This window comes from Burkholderia sp. AU15512 (assembly GCF_002223325.1).
Lineage (GTDB): Bacteria > Pseudomonadota > Gammaproteobacteria > Burkholderiales > Burkholderiaceae > Burkholderia.
The window spans coordinates 1197931-1214287 of the sequence record NZ_NKEX01000006.1 but is presented as its reverse complement, the minus strand read 5'-3'; the positions used below and the strand labels follow the sequence as shown (position 1 = coordinate 1214287).

The following is a 16357-nucleotide window of genomic DNA, read 5'->3' as shown; positions in this document are numbered from 1 at the left end:
TGGCGGCGCGGTTGGGTCGCGCCGGAAACATGCCGTATGGAGGATGGAGCGTGCTGATGGAGACGAGATGGGCTCCGCAAGAGAGCCAGGCAACCAGTGACGAGGCCGACATCGGCGTCGCGGATTTCAGCGAACTGATGGCGCGCATCTACCAGGGGCCGCTGGAGACGCCGCCATGGGCCGGCGCGCTCGAACTGGTCCGCCGTTGGCTGCAGGCGAACTACGTGACGCTGATCCTGCGCGCGGCCGCCAGCGACCGCCGCGCGCCGCTGTCCGTGCACGCGTCGGAATTCGGCCCGGTGGTGCCGGGCGACGGCGAGGCGTCGTACAACAACTACTACTATTCGCTCGACCCGTTCGTCGGCCTGCCGGCCGATCGCGTGGTCACGGTCGACGACGTGTTCGGCGACACGGGCTGGTTGTCGAGCGAGCTGTACAAGCAGTTCCTGAAACCGCAGGACGTGCGTTATATCCTCGGCGCCGACCTGCGCACGGCGTCGGGCGTCGAGTGCCGCTTCCGCGTGTGCCGCAACCATGCGTCGAAGCAGTTTTCCGCGCGCGACAAGGCGATCTGCGCGCTGCTGCTGCCGCACCTGAAACGCGCGGTGGAATTGCATTCGCGGCTCGACACGGCCGAGGTCGAACGCTCGATCTATGCGAATGCGATCAACCGGATGCAGATCGGCACGATCACGCTCGACGAGAACGGCACGATCATCGACCTGAACAGCGTGGCCGACGAGATCCTCAAGCAGAACAACGGTCTGACGATTGCGCGCGGCACGATCGAGGCGACCGATGCGCAGGAGAACCGCACGCTGAAACGGCTGATCCGCCATGCGGTGATGGGGCACCACGGCACGGCCGCGGCAACCGTCGAGGCGATGCCGATCACGCGCAGCTTCGACAAGCCGCGCCTCGGGCTGCTGGTGCGCACGGTGCTGCTGTCCGACTGGTCGGAGGACAACAAGCGGCGGCCGGCCGTCACGCTGTTCCTGCGCGACCCCGACCGCAAGCCGCAGGGCGCGCAGGAAATCATCCGCAAGCTGTTCGACCTGACGCCCGCCGAGACGTCGCTCGCGCTGCTGCTGACGAACGGACTGACCCTCGAGGAAGCCGCGGAGGAATCGGGGATCAGCAAGAACACGGCGCGCACCCATCTGCGCGCGATCTTCTCGAAGACAGGGGTCACGCGCCAGGCGACGCTCGTGCGGATTCTGCTCGGGAGTGTCGTGCCGCTCGGGTAAGCGACCATCAAGGTCGATCCATCGGAACCGGCCGCATTCGTCTGGCGATACATCGACAGGGGTCGACGTGTCGCGTATGGCACGATGAGGGCGGCGACGTCATGCAAAAGAGGCTCGCACCGCGCGAGCCTCTTCTCCATTCATCGCCGATAGCGGCTAATGCAGGGCGATGCCCGCTGCGTTCACGAGCCGCGCGTCGACCGATCGGCCCATGCCGACAGCGCCGGCCACTGTACACAGCCGCGCCGGATGAAACCCACACCCGTGCGGATCACGAGTGCGCCGATCGCCAGCGCGGCCAGATCGTCGAGACGACCGAAACCGACCCATGCCGCGCTCATCGCGAGCGCCGCCAGCAGCGACGACAGCGCATCGGTCCGCACATGCCAGCCGCTCGCCTCGAGCAGCGCGGAGCCGGTCTCGCGCGCCTTGCGCAGCATCCAGTGCGACAGCCCGGCCTTGCCGGCGAGCGTGAGCGCGACGAGCGCGAGCGCCGTCGCGCCCGGCTGCACGACGGGCGGCGTGGCAAAACGGTTCGCCGCGTGCCAGATCATCTGCGCGCCGGTCGCGACGAGCAACGCGCCGAGGCCCGCGAGCGCGAGCGGTTCGTAGGTCGGGCGCCGCGCCGGCGGCAGGCGCGCGTCGAGCCGGCACGCAATGAGGATCAGTGCATCGGCCGCGAGATCGATCGCCGCGTGGGCGACGTCCGCGAGCAGCCCCGACGAATGCGCGGACCACGCCGCGACCGTCTCCACGGTGAGCAGCAGCAGGTTGATCGCGAGGCTGACGGCGAGGGCGCGGGACGTGGCCGCATAGACGTGGGGCGTGGCGCGCGACGTGCGCTGCATGGCGAATCCGTCTGTCGATAGCGTGGGTCAGCCCCGAACGCTACCGGTCGACGGTGGCAGATCGGTGACAGCGGTGCAATCGCGGGAACGGCCACGCGCAACGGTGTTGCCGTGTGTCAGGCGCGTCGCCGTCAACGCGCCGATCTGCTCGCCGGCGCTGCCCGACCGGATCGGGCAGGGAACCGGTTGCCGGTACGCGGCTTACTTGTCGTACCAGGTGTGGATTTTCGATGCACCCTGTTGCTGCAGGTATTGCTGAAGCTCCTGCTCGTTGCGGACCGATGTGGTCTGGTTGATTTGACGGTCGGTGATGTCGAGACGGTCGCCGACCCGTTTCGCGGACACCAGGTGACCGATGCCCGAATCGCGTTGCATGCCGAGCGCGAACTGGTGACCTTCGGGGAATTGCGCGAGCCCCTTGACGAGATCGTCGGCGGTGCCCTGACGATGCTCGACGTTGCCGTTGTTGATGTGCTTGAACGCGGCGGTCACCGTATCGGGCTGCATGCCGTGCGCGCTGATGTCTTTCACGTCCTGCTCCGACAGCCCGAGCTTCTGCACCACGGTGGGTTCGGACCAGCCGGTGAGGGACGCGATGGTATGCAGGCCGCAATCGTTCTGCGTGCCGGCGTGAAACGGCGTCGTGCCGTTGTCCGCGCCCATCGTGGCACCCGTTGCACCTGCGCCGCGCTTCGGGCGCGCCATCGACGACAAGTCGGATAGCTTTCCCAACGATGCTGCAGGCGCCCGCGGCTTTCCCGCGGAAGGCTCGATCGGGCTGTCCTGCGTGTGTTCGGAAACGGCACCGTTGCGGGCAGACGAAATTTTCATGGTGGAAATGCTCCAGGGAGAATCGGGAGGACGCCGGCGGCCCCGGTCAGGCAACGGTGTTCCGGGGAAGATGCGACGGTCGCCGGACAGGTCGAATCGAGTGTAGTGGATGCGTCATGCCTGAAACCGTGGCGCATTCGGATCCCCGAACGTCTTTTCGCATTCACCGCGCAACGCGCAGCGCGCAGCGCCGCTGTCGGCATCCGTGCGCGGACGAGCCTGAACGGCCTTCGCGAAAGTGGCGCTCGCTTCGTATCGCTGCCGGATCCGCGCCCGCACTATGCCAACGTAGCGCGCAATACGATCCTGCCGCGAGATCCCCATGTTCCGAAAGATCAGCAATGCCGTGCTCGAGCGGCGGCAGCCCGAGCCCTCGACGACGTCCGGCGAACGCAAGGCGCCGGAAACCGGCAAGCAGAAGGCTCCTCCGGTCGCGACGCCGCCACCGCAGCTTGCCGGGCTGGATACGCGCTCGCCCAGGAAGTCGGCGGAGACGCCGCGGGAATCGCCGTCCGACTGGGGCGCGGAAACGCTGAAGGCGCTGGATGGCGTCGCGCGGCCCGGCGCGCTGCCGGGCAGCGAGCGCGCGACGGGCTTCACCGTCAGGAAATCGCCGTCGCTACGCTCGAACACGTCGCTCGCTTCGCTGAAATCGAAAAGCCGGCCCGCATCGATCACGGACAAGACGAGCGAGGTCGAACCGTCCGAGCCCCGGCATGTGCCGGCCGTCGTCGCGGCCACGCTGCACGAGACGGAGACCGGGACGACACCGGTCGCGAAGGCCGCCAAGACGGCCGAGACCGCCGATCCGCCTGCAACGGGCGACCATGTGGCGCGTCTCGGTCGCGTATTCGACACGTATTTCGGCGAAGCCGGCGACGTCGACACGCCGGCCGTCACGCCGCCGTCCGTCAAACCGCCTTCCGGCAAGGACAAGCACACGCCGGTGGTCGCCGATGTGCCGCAGGCAGCGCGCAACGCACAACTCGACGCGACTCGCGCGTCCAACGAGCGCTTCGAGCGGTCGCTTGCCGGTCAGGACATGCAGCCGATCCGCAACAGCGGCCGCGACAACAACTGCTCGATTTACGCGCTCGTGCAGTGCGCGAGGCCGGACCTCGACGGTCCGGCGCTGGACCAGGCGGTGAGCGAGATCCGCGCCGGCTTCGACGCGCAGCACCCGGACGAGAGAGGCAGGATGCTGCTGCTGGACACCAACGAAGGCGGACACGGCGCGGCACTCGTCTCGCTCGTGAACGAGAAGTTCGGGGTCGACATGCAGGTCGGTGTCGTGCAGGCGGGGGTCGACGACACGCATCCGGTCACGACGCTCGGCCAGTTTCACGGCAGCCAGCATCGCGCGGGACAGGTGCCGACGCACCGTGTCGTCGTCTGGGACCAGCACGGGCACTTCGAGGCGATTACCAGTACACCGGGCAAGGCAGCCGGCAGCGGGATCGACGCGACGAAACCGAAGCCGGCGTCGCCGACCCCGACCGTCACGACCCCGCCGCCGGCCGACCTGGCCACGGGCAAGCGCGCCGACGACCCACCCAAAAAGACGGACGGAACGACGAACACCGGCAAGAAGGAAGCCGCGCCGCGCCCGCATGGCGAAGCACTGGGCCAGCTCGTGCCGAACGCCTCCGTCGGCGCGAAGGCGCTACGCAGATTCGGGCGATGGATCAAGGTCGACAACGAGAACGCGCTTCCCCAACTGCTGAACAGGACGAAACCGGAAGGCGGGATCGTGCAGGGGCTGACGAAGGCGCATCTGACCGCCTCGCCGGCGTCCGCGCTGGCCCTGGCGCACGAAGGCGTGAATACGGTCTACGCAGCGCAGGAGCTGGGCTCGTCCGCGCTGCGCAAGAGCCGCTACCAGAAGCAGCTGGGGAACTGGCCGGCTTCCGCCGACGAGCCGAAGGTCGCGACGGGCGGCCACGAGGTGCCGTTGTCGGAAGTCGCGGGAAAGACCGACTTCCAGTCCCGCTACGATCTCAAGGTGGCGATCCTGAATCAGCCCGAGGGCCCCCAGCGGGAGAAGATGCTCGACGTGCTGACCGGGCGCTACATCGCCGAGGTCCAGGGCAAGAACCGCGTGGTCCGGTCAGCGATCAAGACGACCATGTCGGCCGTGGGGATCGGGGCCGGCGTCGGTCTCGCGGTCGGCACGCATGGCGCCGCGCCGGCGGCGATCGCAGGCGGCGCGATCCTGTCGGGGCGCGACCTGCTCGACAACCGCAAGGCCGCCCACTCGCTCAAGCAGCACTACCGCGACAAGAAGATGGCGGCCATCGCCGATGGCGCGATGCGCAACCGGCTGGAGAAACAGTTCGACGGCGAGCCGGGCGCGACGGAAAAGGGCGATTGGGACGGCATTCGCGACACCGTCAACCAGCAGCGCATCGGGCGCTTCCTGCCGCTCAAGTTCGACCTGTTCGACGAGAACAAGTCGACCGACAACAAGAAGCAGGAAGTCGACCTCGTGAAGAAGCATGCGGCCGCGCGCGTGGTCGGCATGCTGGAGGAAAGCCACGGGCGCCAGTCGCTGGCGCCCGCCTATCTGCAGGCGAGCGGCGGCGTGCGTCACAAGGAGTTGAAGGCGTTCTATCGCAAGGCGGTCGACGACGACCGGCGAGCCGACGGCGGCAGCGACATCGCATCGGCATTGCAACTGATGCGCGATCTCGGGATGTCGAAGATGGAGGCGATCGCCCACCTGCGGACCGCGGCCGGCGGTGTCGCGCAGAAGCCGCTCGACGAGGATCAGGCCAAGCAGATGAAGGACGATCCCGATCCGATCGTCAGGCTGATGGCGCAGTCGCCAACCGACCGTCTCGAATCGGCACTCGGTTCAGCGATGGGGCGGCGCTAGCGGCGCGGCAATCGCCGGCGATCGGCGAAGAAGCCGGTAATTGCAGAGGGAGCGGTCAATTTTTCATGATCGCGATTTTGAGTCAGGTAATTATGACGCGTTGCAATCGATATTTCGCTTCGTATTTATGCGCGTCGATACGTGCCGGTTCCCGTGTCGGGTCATCCACTCACCTATATTGACCGCACGGAATGCAAGCCGGGTAAATACTTCCAATCAAAGACAGGAGTGTCCGATATGGCCGCGAATATCACGATTACCGTCAGTCCGTCGACGACCACGCCGACCGACTTCGGCAATTCAGGCGCCAATGGTGCATCGTCGGCGAATCAGCCGGTGAACCTCACGCTGGACGCCGGTTCGCTGGCCGCGCTCCTGAAGCCGCCGGCCGGCGGTAACGGTGGCGTGAACGGCCTCGGTGGCGCGGGCCAGGGGCTGCACAACGTCAAGCTGAGCTCGGACAAGGGTACCGTGCAGGTGCAGATGGACAGCCAGGGCAACCTCTACGACAAGAGCGGCAAGAGCATCGGCAAGCAGAACCCGGACGGCTCGTTCACCTTCGACAGCGGCAAGAGCCCCGAGGCCGAAATCCTGAATACCGGCTCGGCGAACGGCAAGCACCAGCCGCAAGGCCGTGAAACGATGGATGCGTCCGACGTCAGCGTGTCGGCGGGCGATCTCCGCGGCCCGAACGGCAACGGAAACGGCAGCCCGGACGCCGGTTCGACGATCCCGGTGAGCTACCCGCAAAATAACGGCGGGTACAACGCGAACGGCGGCAACAGCGTGCCCGGTGGCGGCCAGAACGCCAACTTCGGCATGGGCAATGCGCCGACCGGCGGCCAGACCATCACGATCACGCTCGGCGACGGCGCGTCGCCGAATGGCAGCGTGCCGCCATCGGGCAACTCGCCGTATGCGAACGGCGGGCTACCGGTCGGCCTGGGCGGCTCCGGGCAGGCCGGCCAGGGGCTGCACAACGTGAAGCTGAGCACCGACAAGGGCACGGTGCAGGTGCAGATGGACGATCAGGGCAATATCTACGACAAGAGCGGCAAGAGCATCGGCAAGCAGAACGCGGACGGCTCGGTCACGTTCGACAGCGGCAAGAGCACCGCAGCCGAGATCCTGAACACCGGCTCGACGAACGGGAAGCATCAGCCGCAGGGCCGCGAAACGATCGACGCGTCCGATGTCAGCGTGTCGGCGGGCGACCTGCGCGGCAGCCAGGGCGAAGCGCAGGATGCGGCGACCGGCAAGGAAGTCGAAAAACTCAGCCAGTTGGGGCTGGGACCGGTGGATCCGCAGGGGCAGACGGTCACCGTCTGACGCAGCGGGCACGGCCGGACCGGCAGCGGCAATCCGCCGGCCCGGATACGACGGACGACGCGGCGGGCGCGACGCGCCTCGCCGCATGGCACTCGCAATTGGCATGAGACGGCTCATTCTGGATCGAAGCGAGGACGTGATGCAGTTCGTAGCGTCCTTGACGGGGGAAGCGCGTTACCCCAACTACGACGACGCGATCGGCCTCGAGAAAGATGGCCGACTCGTGGCCGGCGTCGTGTATCAGGCCTACAACGGCCCCAACGTGGCGATGCATTTCGCGGTGGCCGGCTCGCCGCACGTCATCACGCCCGGATTCGTCTGCGCGGCGTTCCGCTTCCCGTTCATCCTGTTGCGCTGCAACCGGATCAGCGGCTACGTCCGCGCCGACAACCCGGCCGCGCAGCGGCTCGACGAAAATCTCGGCTTCCGGCGCGAAGGGGTGATTCGCGAGGGGGCGTCCGACCGGACCGACTTCATCCTCTACGGCATGCTGAAACACGAGTGCCGGTTCCTCGACGGCCGCTACCTGGCGGCGATGAACCGCGACCTCGCACAACCGGAAGCGGTCGTGCCTTGAAACGGGTGAACCGATACCATCAATCGACGCGCGATGAATGGAAGGCGCACTTCATGAAAAATCGGCATAAATCGACACAATGGAATCATTGCGGATTTAATCGAATCGACATAAAAGATTGTCGCCAGCGCAATCGGTCGATATTAATTTGTTTACACATCAAGATAAACAAATCAAGGTGAAATCAGCAAGGGAAGCCTCATTGACAATTCGTTACAGATAAGCGCAATACGAAAGTTTGCCGGATGCAGCATAATCTCATCGCATTGCGGTTTTCCTGGGGTCCGCATAACAATTTGCGCGACACGATCAACTCATTTTTCATTGATTTGTTTACCGATTAAGCTAAACGAATTCAAGCGAATTCAATGATGGGAATGGCATTGAAAATCAATACCAATGTTTCCCACGTGGCTATTTTTCAGGTGACGCCATTTGCGTATAGCTGCGGCGTATTCCGCTGATTTCGCCTGACATTCTCCGTTTACCGATCCGGCTCCCTTGCCCAGGGTCGTATGTAGCATTCATCGCATCCGCCTTCGACGATGCAGCCCGTCGCCGTCGCCGGAGCATCCAGTTGCCGCAGTCGGAACCATGACATCGCTCCTCGCATGAAGCCGCCCGCCGGCCGGCATGGACGACGCCTTTCCTGCCTGCTCATACAGGGAACGAGCTGATAATGAATCTTGCGGTTTTCTCCAAAGACATGACGCGGCGCGATGCAATCTGCAGCCATCTCGCCGCGAACGGCATCGCCGTCGACCGGTTCGACGACGAAACGACCTTCGCCCGCGCGCTCACGCGTCGCGAGTTCGATGCGATCCTGATCAGCATGGAGCGGGGCATCGATCCGCAGCATCCCGTGCTCGTCCATCGCGCGTGCCACGGCGTCCAGCGCGCGCCGCTGATCCTGATCTGCTCGCCGGGCGACAGCATGGACGCCGTGGACCTGCTGGACTACGAAACGGACGAGATCGTGCTCGCGCCGATCAGCCTGCCGGAACTGTTGCTGCGTCTGCGCCTGACCAGCCGCCGGCTCCAGTGCACGCGCAGCAGCGTGGACCGCGAACGCTTGACGTGCGGCCCGTACCGGCTGGATCGCCACGCGTCGGCGGTCAGCGTGGCCGGCGACGTGATCCGGCTCACGTCGCGCGAGTTCGCGATCGCGTGGATGCTGTTCTCGCAGTTCGACAAGTACGTCGCCCGCGGCGAGATCGCACGGACGGTGTGGGGCAGCCCGGAGGACGTCGTCAGCCGCTCGCTCGAACAGCACATCTACAAGCTGCGCAAGAAGCTCAGCCTGAACGGCGAGCACGGCGTCTACCTGCGCACGATGTATGCCGTCGGCTACCGCATCTTCATCCAGACGAGCGAACACCGCGTCGCGCCGGTACGGCAACGCACGACGATGCCGGTGCCGGCGTATGCCGACGACATCGATGCGCCGGTCGCGCGGCACGCGGCCGCCGGGCGCTGACGCATGACACGGGCACGCGCGACGATCGATCGAGCCGGGGCACGTTGCCTGCCGTGGCTTCGCCGGATGGAAGCGCTCGCCATCCCGTTCGCCCCGGTTCGCTCCCATGTCTTCGCACATTCCATCACACCGCACGGCAACTGAGGCCGCCCGGACCGACGACACGCGCGGGCCCGACGGCGCGACGCCGGATGCCGCGCGCGATGCGGTGCAGCTCGACGGCGATGTCGTGCTGAGCCTGCTCGCGGTGATCGGCGGCGGGGGCGCGGAACTGAAGGACGCGGCCGGTGGCGGGCAGGGCCAGGGGCGGCCCGCGGACACGGCGCCCGCGCCGGCACGTGACGGCGTACCGTGGCCGCGCACGGCGTCCGGTGCGCCCGGTGCGCTTGGTGTGCCCGGCATACGCGGGGGCGCGACAGGGCCGGTGGCGCCCGGCACGGGCCCGGCACTCGCTGGAAGCGCGCAGGCAGGTGGCAACGCGGTATCGGGCATCGTGCCCGACGAAGGCGGCGACACGGCCCAGCGGCAGGAACCTGAGCTGGCCGCGCCCGAAGGCGCGCTGCCACTTCCGTCGGCACCGGAGGGCGACCTGTCTCCTCGGTCCGGTGCAGGTAACGCCGGGGCATCCGCGGCCGATACGCAGCCGGCGCTGCACACCGCAGGTCGGGACGACGTCGGGCCGCACGCCGGCGGCGCGGCCGGCGAAACGGTGCGGGGGCTGGCCGGAACGCCGGTTTTTGCCGGACCGGCAGGGCCACTCGCAACGCCACCGCGTGCCGGTGCCGGCGCCGTCGCGCAAAACGAGCCGTTCACTCCGGCACGCGGTCATGCACTGCCCGATACGGAACCGCGAGCGTCCACGCTGCCCGTCACCACCACCGCCACGACGCAAATGCCTACGGCGCGACGCGGCGAAGCGGCACCGACGGCCCGCTCCGCCCACGACGTCATCGCCGATGCAGCCGGCACGGCCGGCCGCTACGCGAGCGCGACCGTGCGCCGCGCAGGCACGCTCGCGGCCGCCACGGGACGTTCGCTGGCCGCGCACGGCGCGGCGCTGCCGGGCGTGCGCGCGCTGGAGGCCAACCTCGTCGAACGCGGGTGGCTCGCCCGTCGTACGCGGTCGTCCGTGCCATCGGACGAAGCCGGCATCGGTACGGGTGCCGGCACGGATGCGGGCGATCCGTCGTCCGTCGCGTCGGGCAACGAAGCCGCCGGCGTGGTGAACGTCGTGCGGTTCGTGGTGCAGGCACGCGAATGGCTGGACGAGCGACGCCCGCGCACGCCGGCGGCCGGCTGCCCGCATCGCCGCAGCCTGCGTTGCCGCTGGCACTGCCGCGCGGGATGCACACGGCGCGGCCCATGAGCGAGCACCGCCTCGTTCCTTTTCAACCGACCAACCGACGGGGATGACCCGCTTCGACATGAGAATCGACACGATGCAGGGCGCGGCGATCGCGCTGCTGGGCAGCATGCTGCTCGCGGGTTGCAGCACGCCCGCACCCTCCGCGGCAAACGGCACGCCGGTGTTCCCCGATCCGGGTGCGGCATGGGTGGCCGGCGGCGCCCGGGTCAGTGCGCGCGACCTGCGGCAGGTCGTGCCCGGCATCACCGAGAACCAGGTGTACCTGCTGATTCATGAACCGCATTTCAGCGAAGGCACGTACGGCGTCCGCGCGTGGAACTACCTCTTCAAGCTGCCGACCGGCCGCCCCGGCGAATACGCGACGTGTCAGTACCAGGTGCAATTCGACGCGCACCGGCTGGTCCAGGCGACGCACTGGAAAGACCCGGTGTGCGCGCAATACGCGACGCCGGGCGCGACCGCGGCGGCGATCCCGGCCGACGCGCCGTAGTGCGGCTCAGGCGGCGCGGCGGAGCGCACCGCCTGCGTCACAGGCGCGCGCGGCCGCCGGACGAATCGCGCAGCAAGTCGCGCAGCCAGGTGCCGGCATCGGGCGCCGGCGCGGCTGGACAAGCGTGCCGGGTCAACACGTAAAGCAGGCAGTCCGCTGCGTCCAGATCGCGATTCGGCTGCGGCTCGTGACGTTTCAGCACCGCTTCGCAGCGGAAACCCAGGCGCTCGATGCAATGACCGGCCGGGCTGCCGGCCACGCAATGCGCTTGGATCCGTTGCACGCCGCGCTGGCCGAGCAGCCAGCCGAGCAGTTCCTGCAGCGCCATCAGGCACGCGCGCCGGCGCCGTGTGCCGCCGCGCTTCGCGATCATCACCGACAGGCGAACCCCGGGCAGGTCGGGGGTGAGTTCGATCACGCCCGCGAGCTGCCCGGTGGCGCGGCACTCGCACACATAGCGGATCAGCGTCCGGTTACGCCAGCCGCGGCGGGCTTCGGCGATATACGCGTGGGTTTGCGCGAGATCGCCGTGACGCCCGATCGGCAGGTACTTCATCGTTTCGGGGTCGCTCAGCATCTGCTCGAAGAGCGCGGGCGCATCGCCGGGCACCAGCGGGCGAAGTATCAGCCATTCGGTTTCGAGGTGGGTCAACGGGGGCAGTCGCATGATGATCGCTCGTCATCGATCGGTCGGATCAGTGTTGCGCAATGGCGTGCGCCGCGGCGCGAATGCGCGAACCTGCACGTGCGTCACGGAATGTCTTCGCATGGGTGGCGCCGGGTTCGTCGCACCGCACGGGTAGCGCGGTGCGCCGTGACATGCTGGCGGATGCGCGGCGCCGCGTGGCAGGCAGCACCGGCCGCCGCCGTTCCCTCGATGGAGATACCGCATGCGTTTCGCACTCGCAGGATTCGATCTGTTTCATGGGGTACTCGAGACATTCGCGAGCGCCGGATGGACACCCGTATCGCTGTTCAGCTTCGTGACCGACGACCGTGTGAATTCGAATGCGGAGATCGTGTCGCATGCGACGCGGCACGGGCTGCCGCTGCAGCTGTCGCGAATCGACGAAGCCGCGCTGCGCACGCTGCGCGATCTCGATTGCGACGTGCTGGTGGTGGCCGGGTATGGCTGGCGGATTCCGGACTGGACGCCGTACGTGCGGCACGCGATCAACTTCCATCCTTCGCTGCTGCCGCAGGCGCGCGGCCCGTACCCGCTGATGCGCGCGATCCTGGATGGCCATCGCGAATGGGGCGTGACCTGCCACCGGATCGCACCGGAATTCGACGCCGGCGAAATACTGGCCCAGGAGCGCTTCGCGCTCGCCGCCGACGAGTGCCACGAAAGCCTGCAGCTCAAGGTGCAGATGGCCGGCTGCCGGCTCGCGCAGCAGGTCGCGTACCGCTTCGACGCGCTGTGGGCCGCGCGCGTGCCGCAGGCGGGCGGCAGCCATTGGCCGATGCCGTCGCAAACCGACCGCACCCTCGATTTCACGCAGCCGGTGGATCGCGTGATGACGCAGGTCCGGGCCAACGGGCTGCACGAATGCATCGCGCACGTCGGCGGCAGCGTGCTCTACGTGCGGCGTGCGGTCGGCTGGCACGAACGGCATGCGTGGGAACCGGGCGCGATCGCGCACGTCAGCGGCCGCCGGTATGTGATCGCGGTGCCGGACGGTTTCGTCGCATTGCTCGAATGGAGCGCGCTGAGCCTGGCCCGTCGCGCGGACATCGGGCCGTGATCCGCTGCGCGCGGCGCGTATGGGCGGCGCGATTCGGCCGGTCACGGGGTCACGCCCGCAGCCAGAAGAATTCGCCGGAAGCGATGCCTTCGAACATCTCGTCGCTCGACTCGATGATGTTCTGCCGCCAGTAGCGGCCGTGGTCGGCATAGTGAACCAGCAGGTCCGCGAGATCGGCACCGCTGAAATCGGGATCGAAGGGCAGCCGCAGGATCAGGACGATCGAGCCCGTGTCCGCGTCGATGCCGAGTTGCGCCTGGTCCTGCGCGTAGATCAGCAGGTTGGCCTCGAGCATCAACCGGAAAATGTGCAGCGTGCGGCCCGCCGTGACGGTGCCGAAGTGGAAGTTCGCGTAGATCGCCTCCTGGTCGCGCTCGACGTGCTCGAGGCGCACCTCGAACCCTTCGACCTCGACCGAACCGGTTTCCTGCACGTAGTCGACGTCGTGAAGCCCGACTACCGCGCAAAACTGGGCCACGAGTTCGAGATAGCGGGGATCGTTCATGAGCGGGACGACGCGACGAAAGCGGGAATGAGAAGAGGCCGGCGCGCCGGAGCCCGCCGGATGACCGGGTCGGGCTGGCCTGTCGCGCCGGCGGTGGCGCCGCGGTGCGGCGTGCGAAGCGCGTTACTGGTTCTTCGCGATGTCCTTGAGCGAACCGGTTGCCGAATTGGTGGCGTTGGCTGCCGCCGTCGCCGCATTCAGCTGGGCGTTGTTCGATGCCTGGGCGGTGGCTGCCGCCGAGCTCGCCTGCGTGATCGCGGTCTGTGCCGCCGTGGATTGTTCAATGCTCGCGACTGCTGCACCTGCACCTGCCAATGCGCCTGCCATGGTGATTCTCCTTGTGAAGTGACGACGGTTACTGCGGATAAACCGTTCTCGAGCGGCAAGGGCCGCAGCGGAACAGAACGGAAGCGGGGCGCGCTACGCCCGCCGGATCTGCTGGATCACACGCGTGGCGGCCAGCAGGCCGCGGTAAAGCGTCGCGCGATTCCGGTTGTCGATCTCGGCGCCCGGCGTGGCGTTGTTCACGTTCTCAGCGATCTCGGCGAGCGCGCGCTGGATCCCGTCGATCGTCGGCGCCGCGTTCGGATCCCTGACGACCGCGGAAAGATTGTCGAACTGCTTGGCGTAGGGCGTAATCGGTTCGTACATGTCGGTGGTCCTGTCGAGGTCGGTTGAAATTCAGGAGTCCGGCGCAGCCGGGCGGGGCGCGGCATGCACCTGCTCCGCGCTGCGCACGATCGTGCTGCTGTCGACGGACGGCAGCGCCGGGCCGGAGGCGACCGGCACGCCGGACGCCGGCACCGGATCAGCCGGTGCGTCCGTCATGTAGATGTGCTTGACGCCGTCGGGCGTCTGCGTGTACTGCACCGTGTCCGACGACACGATCTCCGAATACTGTCCGGTCACGGGCGCGGCGTGGCCGGGATGCTCGACCGCCTGCACGACGAGCCGCCGGATGTTCGAATCGAGGTCGGCGCGCACGCGCGTGACGGCCTTGTCGAGCGCGTCCTTGCTGTCGACCGTGCCGGTGATCGCGAACTCGCCGTTGCCGAGGTACTTGACGCGCACGCCCGCGATGCCGAGTGAATCCTCGATGCTGTGCACCGCGTTCTGCGCGACGTCGTAGCTGCGCACGACGTCCTTCGATGCGATCTTCGCGAGCGTCGAGCGGACGAGCTGATCGTCGGCGAGATTGGCGACCATGCCCGTCACGACGCTCGTGTTCCCGACCGTGCGCACCTGCAGCTCGGTCATGTGCGCGGCCGCGAGCGCGTCCTGGATGCGGGTGGTCCGGTAGTCGGCGCCGTGTCGCAGCGCGGCCTCGCTGTCGGGCGCGGTGGTCAGCAGCACGGCGGTGCCCGCGACGATGCCGATCGCGATGCACGCGACGAGTGCGCCGTAGTAGCGTCGCCGCTTGCGCCGCTCGGCATCGACCCGCGCATCGGCAGGCCGGGTCAGCAGCGTCGACAGCAGGTCGAGATCCGACGGCCACGGCACGTCGTCAGGACCCACGCACAGGATCGTCTCGCCGAACCGCATCGGCACGAAATCGACCAGGATCACCGTTTCCGGTTCGGCCGCGGTATCCGCGGGCGTGGTTTCCGGCGCGTCGATACGCGTGATCGCACGCACGACGCCGGACGGATCGACGTCGAGCGTCACGTCCGGGCCGCTCCAGTCCGTCAGACGGATATCCGCATCGGCACCGCCATGAACCCGATGCTGACCCGGCGCGAGCTGCAGCATCGCGCCCGCATGGAATCCCGTCAGTATCCGTAGCTGTTTCATGAGCGAAGCGTTCAATCGATATCAGGTCCGTATGCCGAATCGGCGGTGCCGTGCACGACGGGCGCGCTTCGTCCGTCTCGCTGTGAATGTAGAGGCTAAAAACGCGCTGCCGGCCCCGGATGCGAAGACTTCGCGTGTCGAACGAAGCATCGGGCGCCACCGCGCTACGGCATGCGCCGCAGCGCGCGCAACGTGTCGAGCGCGTCCGCGGACTGTCGCGGTGTGCGCGGGCGGTCGAACTGGCGCAGCAGCAGGCCGGCCAGCACGTTGAAGTCGCGTGCCGCTTCCGGCAGCGGTGCCGCCCCCCGCTGCGGCGGCGGCTGCGTGCGCAGCATCTCGAGATCGGCCTCGGGCAGCGCGACGCCGGACTGCTGCACGCGCAGCCAGCGCGCCGACCACGCGTGCACGTGCGCGGCGACGCCGGCACCCGGCTGCGCGGCGAGCGCGCGTGGCAGCGCGAGCAGTTCGCGGGCGCACGCGTCGCGCAGCGCGCGCGGATCGAGGCCGGGCGCAGGGGCAGGTGGCGATTCCGCGGCGCGCGTCGACGCGGCCGGCCCGGCCGTGGGCCTGCGGCCGGTCTTGAACGTGGCCGTGGCGACGCGTTCCATTTCGTTCGCATCGTCCTGCTCGTCGCCCTGGCTGTCGCGCCCGCCGCCGTTTCCGCCCCGGCGTTCGTGCTCGTCGCCGGATACCTCGAGTTCCGGCGGTTCCCCGGCGGTGTCGGCGCCGTCCGCTCCGTCGAGCGAACCGGCGCCACGTTTGCCGCGTGCGGTGCGGCGGCGCCGGGCGAGCCGCGCGGCCATTTTCTTCGCGCGCTGCATCTGCGCGGCATTCTGCTGTGCCTGCATGCCGCCCTGCGCGAAGCGCGTGCCGCGATACAGCGTCGCGAATTGCCCGGCCGGCTTCGTGCGCGACGGTTTCGCCGACTTCCGGTGCGCGGCCGCCGCCTGCTGGGCGAGTGCGGCGGAGTGGGGTCCGATACGTGTCATCGCGGCCTCGCGTCAGTTGGGAAACGCCGTTCGCATCATCTCGTTCGCGAAATGCAGGATCGCGGCGCACGACAGCGGGGCGGCGATCACCAGCACGATCGTCACGGCGATCAGCTTGACCGCGAACGGCAGCGCCTGGTCCTGCAGGGACGTGATCGCCTGGACGAACGACACGGCGAGCCCGACCGCGGCGGCCGCGATCACGAACGGCAACGACACCGTCAGGCACAGCAGCATGCCCTGGGTGGCGGCGTGAACCAGAGAATCGACGTCCATGGCGGCTCCGG

General features: G+C 67.9%; 17 protein-coding genes. 8 read left to right on the top strand and 9 right to left on the bottom strand.

The features are described 5' to 3' along the window. The first annotated feature begins 56 nt into the window (after positions 1-56). The gene (locus CFB43_RS24790; protein WP_069251570.1) at positions 57-1247 is read left to right on the top strand and encodes a helix-turn-helix transcriptional regulator; all 1191 of its coding nucleotides are present in this window, start codon (positions 57-59) and stop codon (positions 1245-1247) included. A 182-nt stretch (positions 1248-1429) separates the two neighbouring features. On the opposite strand, the gene CFB43_RS24785 is transcribed toward CFB43_RS24790, so the two are convergent. Beyond that, a complete protein-coding gene (locus CFB43_RS24785; protein WP_089496974.1) occupies positions 1430-2095 on the bottom strand; it encodes a cation diffusion facilitator family transporter in 666 nt (221 codons plus the stop codon). A 201-nt stretch (positions 2096-2296) separates the two neighbouring features. Continuing rightward, complete coding sequence (locus CFB43_RS24780; RefSeq protein ID WP_144023107.1) at positions 2297-2827, bottom strand: hypothetical protein; 531 nt, start codon at positions 2825-2827, stop codon at positions 2297-2299. A 421-nt stretch (positions 2828-3248) separates the two neighbouring features. On the opposite strand from CFB43_RS24780, the gene CFB43_RS24775 reads away from it, so the two are divergent. The 6 genes from CFB43_RS24775 to CFB43_RS24750 all read left to right on the top strand — a co-directional run bounded on the left by CFB43_RS24775 (position 3249) and on the right by CFB43_RS24750 (position 11040). Continuing rightward, the gene (locus CFB43_RS24775) at positions 3249-5801 is read left to right on the top strand and encodes a hypothetical protein (protein WP_089496972.1); all 2553 of its coding nucleotides are present in this window, start codon (positions 3249-3251) and stop codon (positions 5799-5801) included. Between the two features lie 237 nt (positions 5802-6038). Beyond that, a complete protein-coding gene (locus tag CFB43_RS24770; protein WP_089496971.1) occupies positions 6039-7130 on the top strand; it encodes a hypothetical protein in 1092 nt (363 codons plus the stop codon). 103 nt (positions 7131-7233) lie between these two features. Beyond that, on the top strand, positions 7234-7707 hold the full coding sequence (locus tag CFB43_RS24765) for a GNAT family N-acetyltransferase (protein WP_046548532.1): 474 nt from the start codon (positions 7234-7236) through the stop codon (positions 7705-7707). Positions 7708-8386: 679 nt separating this feature from the next. Beyond that, on the top strand, positions 8387-9184 hold the full coding sequence (locus CFB43_RS24760) for a response regulator transcription factor (protein ID WP_089496970.1): 798 nt from the start codon (positions 8387-8389) through the stop codon (positions 9182-9184). Positions 9185-9290: 106 nt separating this feature from the next. Further along, on the top strand, positions 9291-10550 hold the full coding sequence (locus tag CFB43_RS24755; RefSeq protein WP_089496969.1) for a hypothetical protein: 1260 nt from the start codon (positions 9291-9293) through the stop codon (positions 10548-10550). 58 nt (positions 10551-10608) lie between these two features. Then, a complete protein-coding gene (locus CFB43_RS24750; protein WP_179254895.1) occupies positions 10609-11040 on the top strand; it encodes an outer membrane protein assembly factor BamE in 432 nt (143 codons plus the stop codon). A 37-nt stretch (positions 11041-11077) separates the two neighbouring features. On the opposite strand, the gene CFB43_RS24745 is transcribed toward CFB43_RS24750, so the two are convergent. Further along, the gene (locus CFB43_RS24745; protein ID WP_089496967.1) at positions 11078-11707 is read right to left on the bottom strand and encodes a GNAT family N-acetyltransferase; all 630 of its coding nucleotides are present in this window, start codon (positions 11705-11707) and stop codon (positions 11078-11080) included. A 223-nt stretch (positions 11708-11930) separates the two neighbouring features. Here CFB43_RS24745 and CFB43_RS24740 point away from each other — a divergent pair, with 223 nt between their 5' ends. Beyond that, on the top strand, positions 11931-12785 hold the full coding sequence (locus CFB43_RS24740) for a methionyl-tRNA formyltransferase (RefSeq protein WP_089458199.1): 855 nt from the start codon (positions 11931-11933) through the stop codon (positions 12783-12785). Between the two features lie 49 nt (positions 12786-12834). On the opposite strand, the gene CFB43_RS24735 is transcribed toward CFB43_RS24740, so the two are convergent. The 6 genes from CFB43_RS24735 to sctS all read right to left on the bottom strand — a co-directional run bounded on the left by CFB43_RS24735 (position 12835) and on the right by sctS (position 16346). After that, positions 12835-13290, bottom strand: coding sequence for a CesT family type III secretion system chaperone (locus CFB43_RS24735; protein ID WP_046547806.1), 456 nt, complete (start codon positions 13288-13290; stop codon positions 12835-12837). 123 nt (positions 13291-13413) lie between these two features. Further along, entirely contained in the window at positions 13414-13617 is a 204-nt protein-coding gene (locus tag CFB43_RS24730) for a hypothetical protein (protein ID WP_046547807.1), read from the bottom strand. Between the two features lie 93 nt (positions 13618-13710). Next, positions 13711-13941, bottom strand: coding sequence for a hypothetical protein (locus tag CFB43_RS24725; protein ID WP_046547808.1), 231 nt, complete (start codon positions 13939-13941; stop codon positions 13711-13713). A gap of 30 nt (positions 13942-13971) precedes the next feature. Beyond that, entirely contained in the window at positions 13972-15081 is a 1110-nt protein-coding gene (locus CFB43_RS24720; protein ID WP_144023106.1) for a secretion protein, read from the bottom strand. Between the two features lie 164 nt (positions 15082-15245). Further along, a complete protein-coding gene (locus CFB43_RS24715; RefSeq protein ID WP_089496965.1) occupies positions 15246-16070 on the bottom strand; it encodes a hypothetical protein in 825 nt (274 codons plus the stop codon). A gap of 12 nt (positions 16071-16082) precedes the next feature. Then, a complete protein-coding gene (sctS, locus tag CFB43_RS24710) occupies positions 16083-16346 on the bottom strand; it encodes a type III secretion system export apparatus subunit SctS (RefSeq protein WP_046547810.1) in 264 nt (87 codons plus the stop codon). Between the last annotated feature and the right edge of the window lie 11 nt (positions 16347-16357).

Coding starts and splice junctions, on each gene's coding strand:
- CFB43_RS24740 (WP_089458199.1), top strand. CDS start 11,931: ATGCGTTTCGCACTCGCAGGATTCGATCTGTTTCATGGGGTACTCGAG.
- CFB43_RS24745 (WP_089496967.1), bottom strand. CDS start 11,707: ATGCGACTGCCCCCGTTGACCCACCTCGAAACCGAATGGCTGATACTT.
- CFB43_RS24765 (WP_046548532.1), top strand. CDS start 7,234: ATGAGACGGCTCATTCTGGATCGAAGCGAGGACGTGATGCAGTTCGTA.
- CFB43_RS24750 (WP_179254895.1), top strand. CDS start 10,609: ATGAGAATCGACACGATGCAGGGCGCGGCGATCGCGCTGCTGGGCAGC.
- CFB43_RS24730 (WP_046547807.1), bottom strand. CDS start 13,617: ATGGCAGGCGCATTGGCAGGTGCAGGTGCAGCAGTCGCGAGCATTGAA.
- CFB43_RS24715 (WP_089496965.1), bottom strand. CDS start 16,070: ATGACACGTATCGGACCCCACTCCGCCGCACTCGCCCAGCAGGCGGCG.
- CFB43_RS24755 (WP_089496969.1), top strand. CDS start 9,291: ATGTCTTCGCACATTCCATCACACCGCACGGCAACTGAGGCCGCCCGG.
- CFB43_RS24785 (WP_089496974.1), bottom strand. CDS start 2,095: ATGCAGCGCACGTCGCGCGCCACGCCCCACGTCTATGCGGCCACGTCC.
- CFB43_RS24775 (WP_089496972.1), top strand. CDS start 3,249: ATGTTCCGAAAGATCAGCAATGCCGTGCTCGAGCGGCGGCAGCCCGAG.
- CFB43_RS24760 (WP_089496970.1), top strand. CDS start 8,387: ATGAATCTTGCGGTTTTCTCCAAAGACATGACGCGGCGCGATGCAATC.
- CFB43_RS24735 (WP_046547806.1), bottom strand. CDS start 13,290: ATGAACGATCCCCGCTATCTCGAACTCGTGGCCCAGTTTTGCGCGGTA.
- CFB43_RS24770 (WP_089496971.1), top strand. CDS start 6,039: ATGGCCGCGAATATCACGATTACCGTCAGTCCGTCGACGACCACGCCG.
- sctS (WP_046547810.1), bottom strand. CDS start 16,346: ATGGACGTCGATTCTCTGGTTCACGCCGCCACCCAGGGCATGCTGCTG.
- CFB43_RS24720 (WP_144023106.1), bottom strand. CDS start 15,081: ATGAAACAGCTACGGATACTGACGGGATTCCATGCGGGCGCGATGCTG.
- CFB43_RS24790 (WP_069251570.1), top strand. CDS start 57: ATGGAGACGAGATGGGCTCCGCAAGAGAGCCAGGCAACCAGTGACGAG.
- CFB43_RS24725 (WP_046547808.1), bottom strand. CDS start 13,941: ATGTACGAACCGATTACGCCCTACGCCAAGCAGTTCGACAATCTTTCC.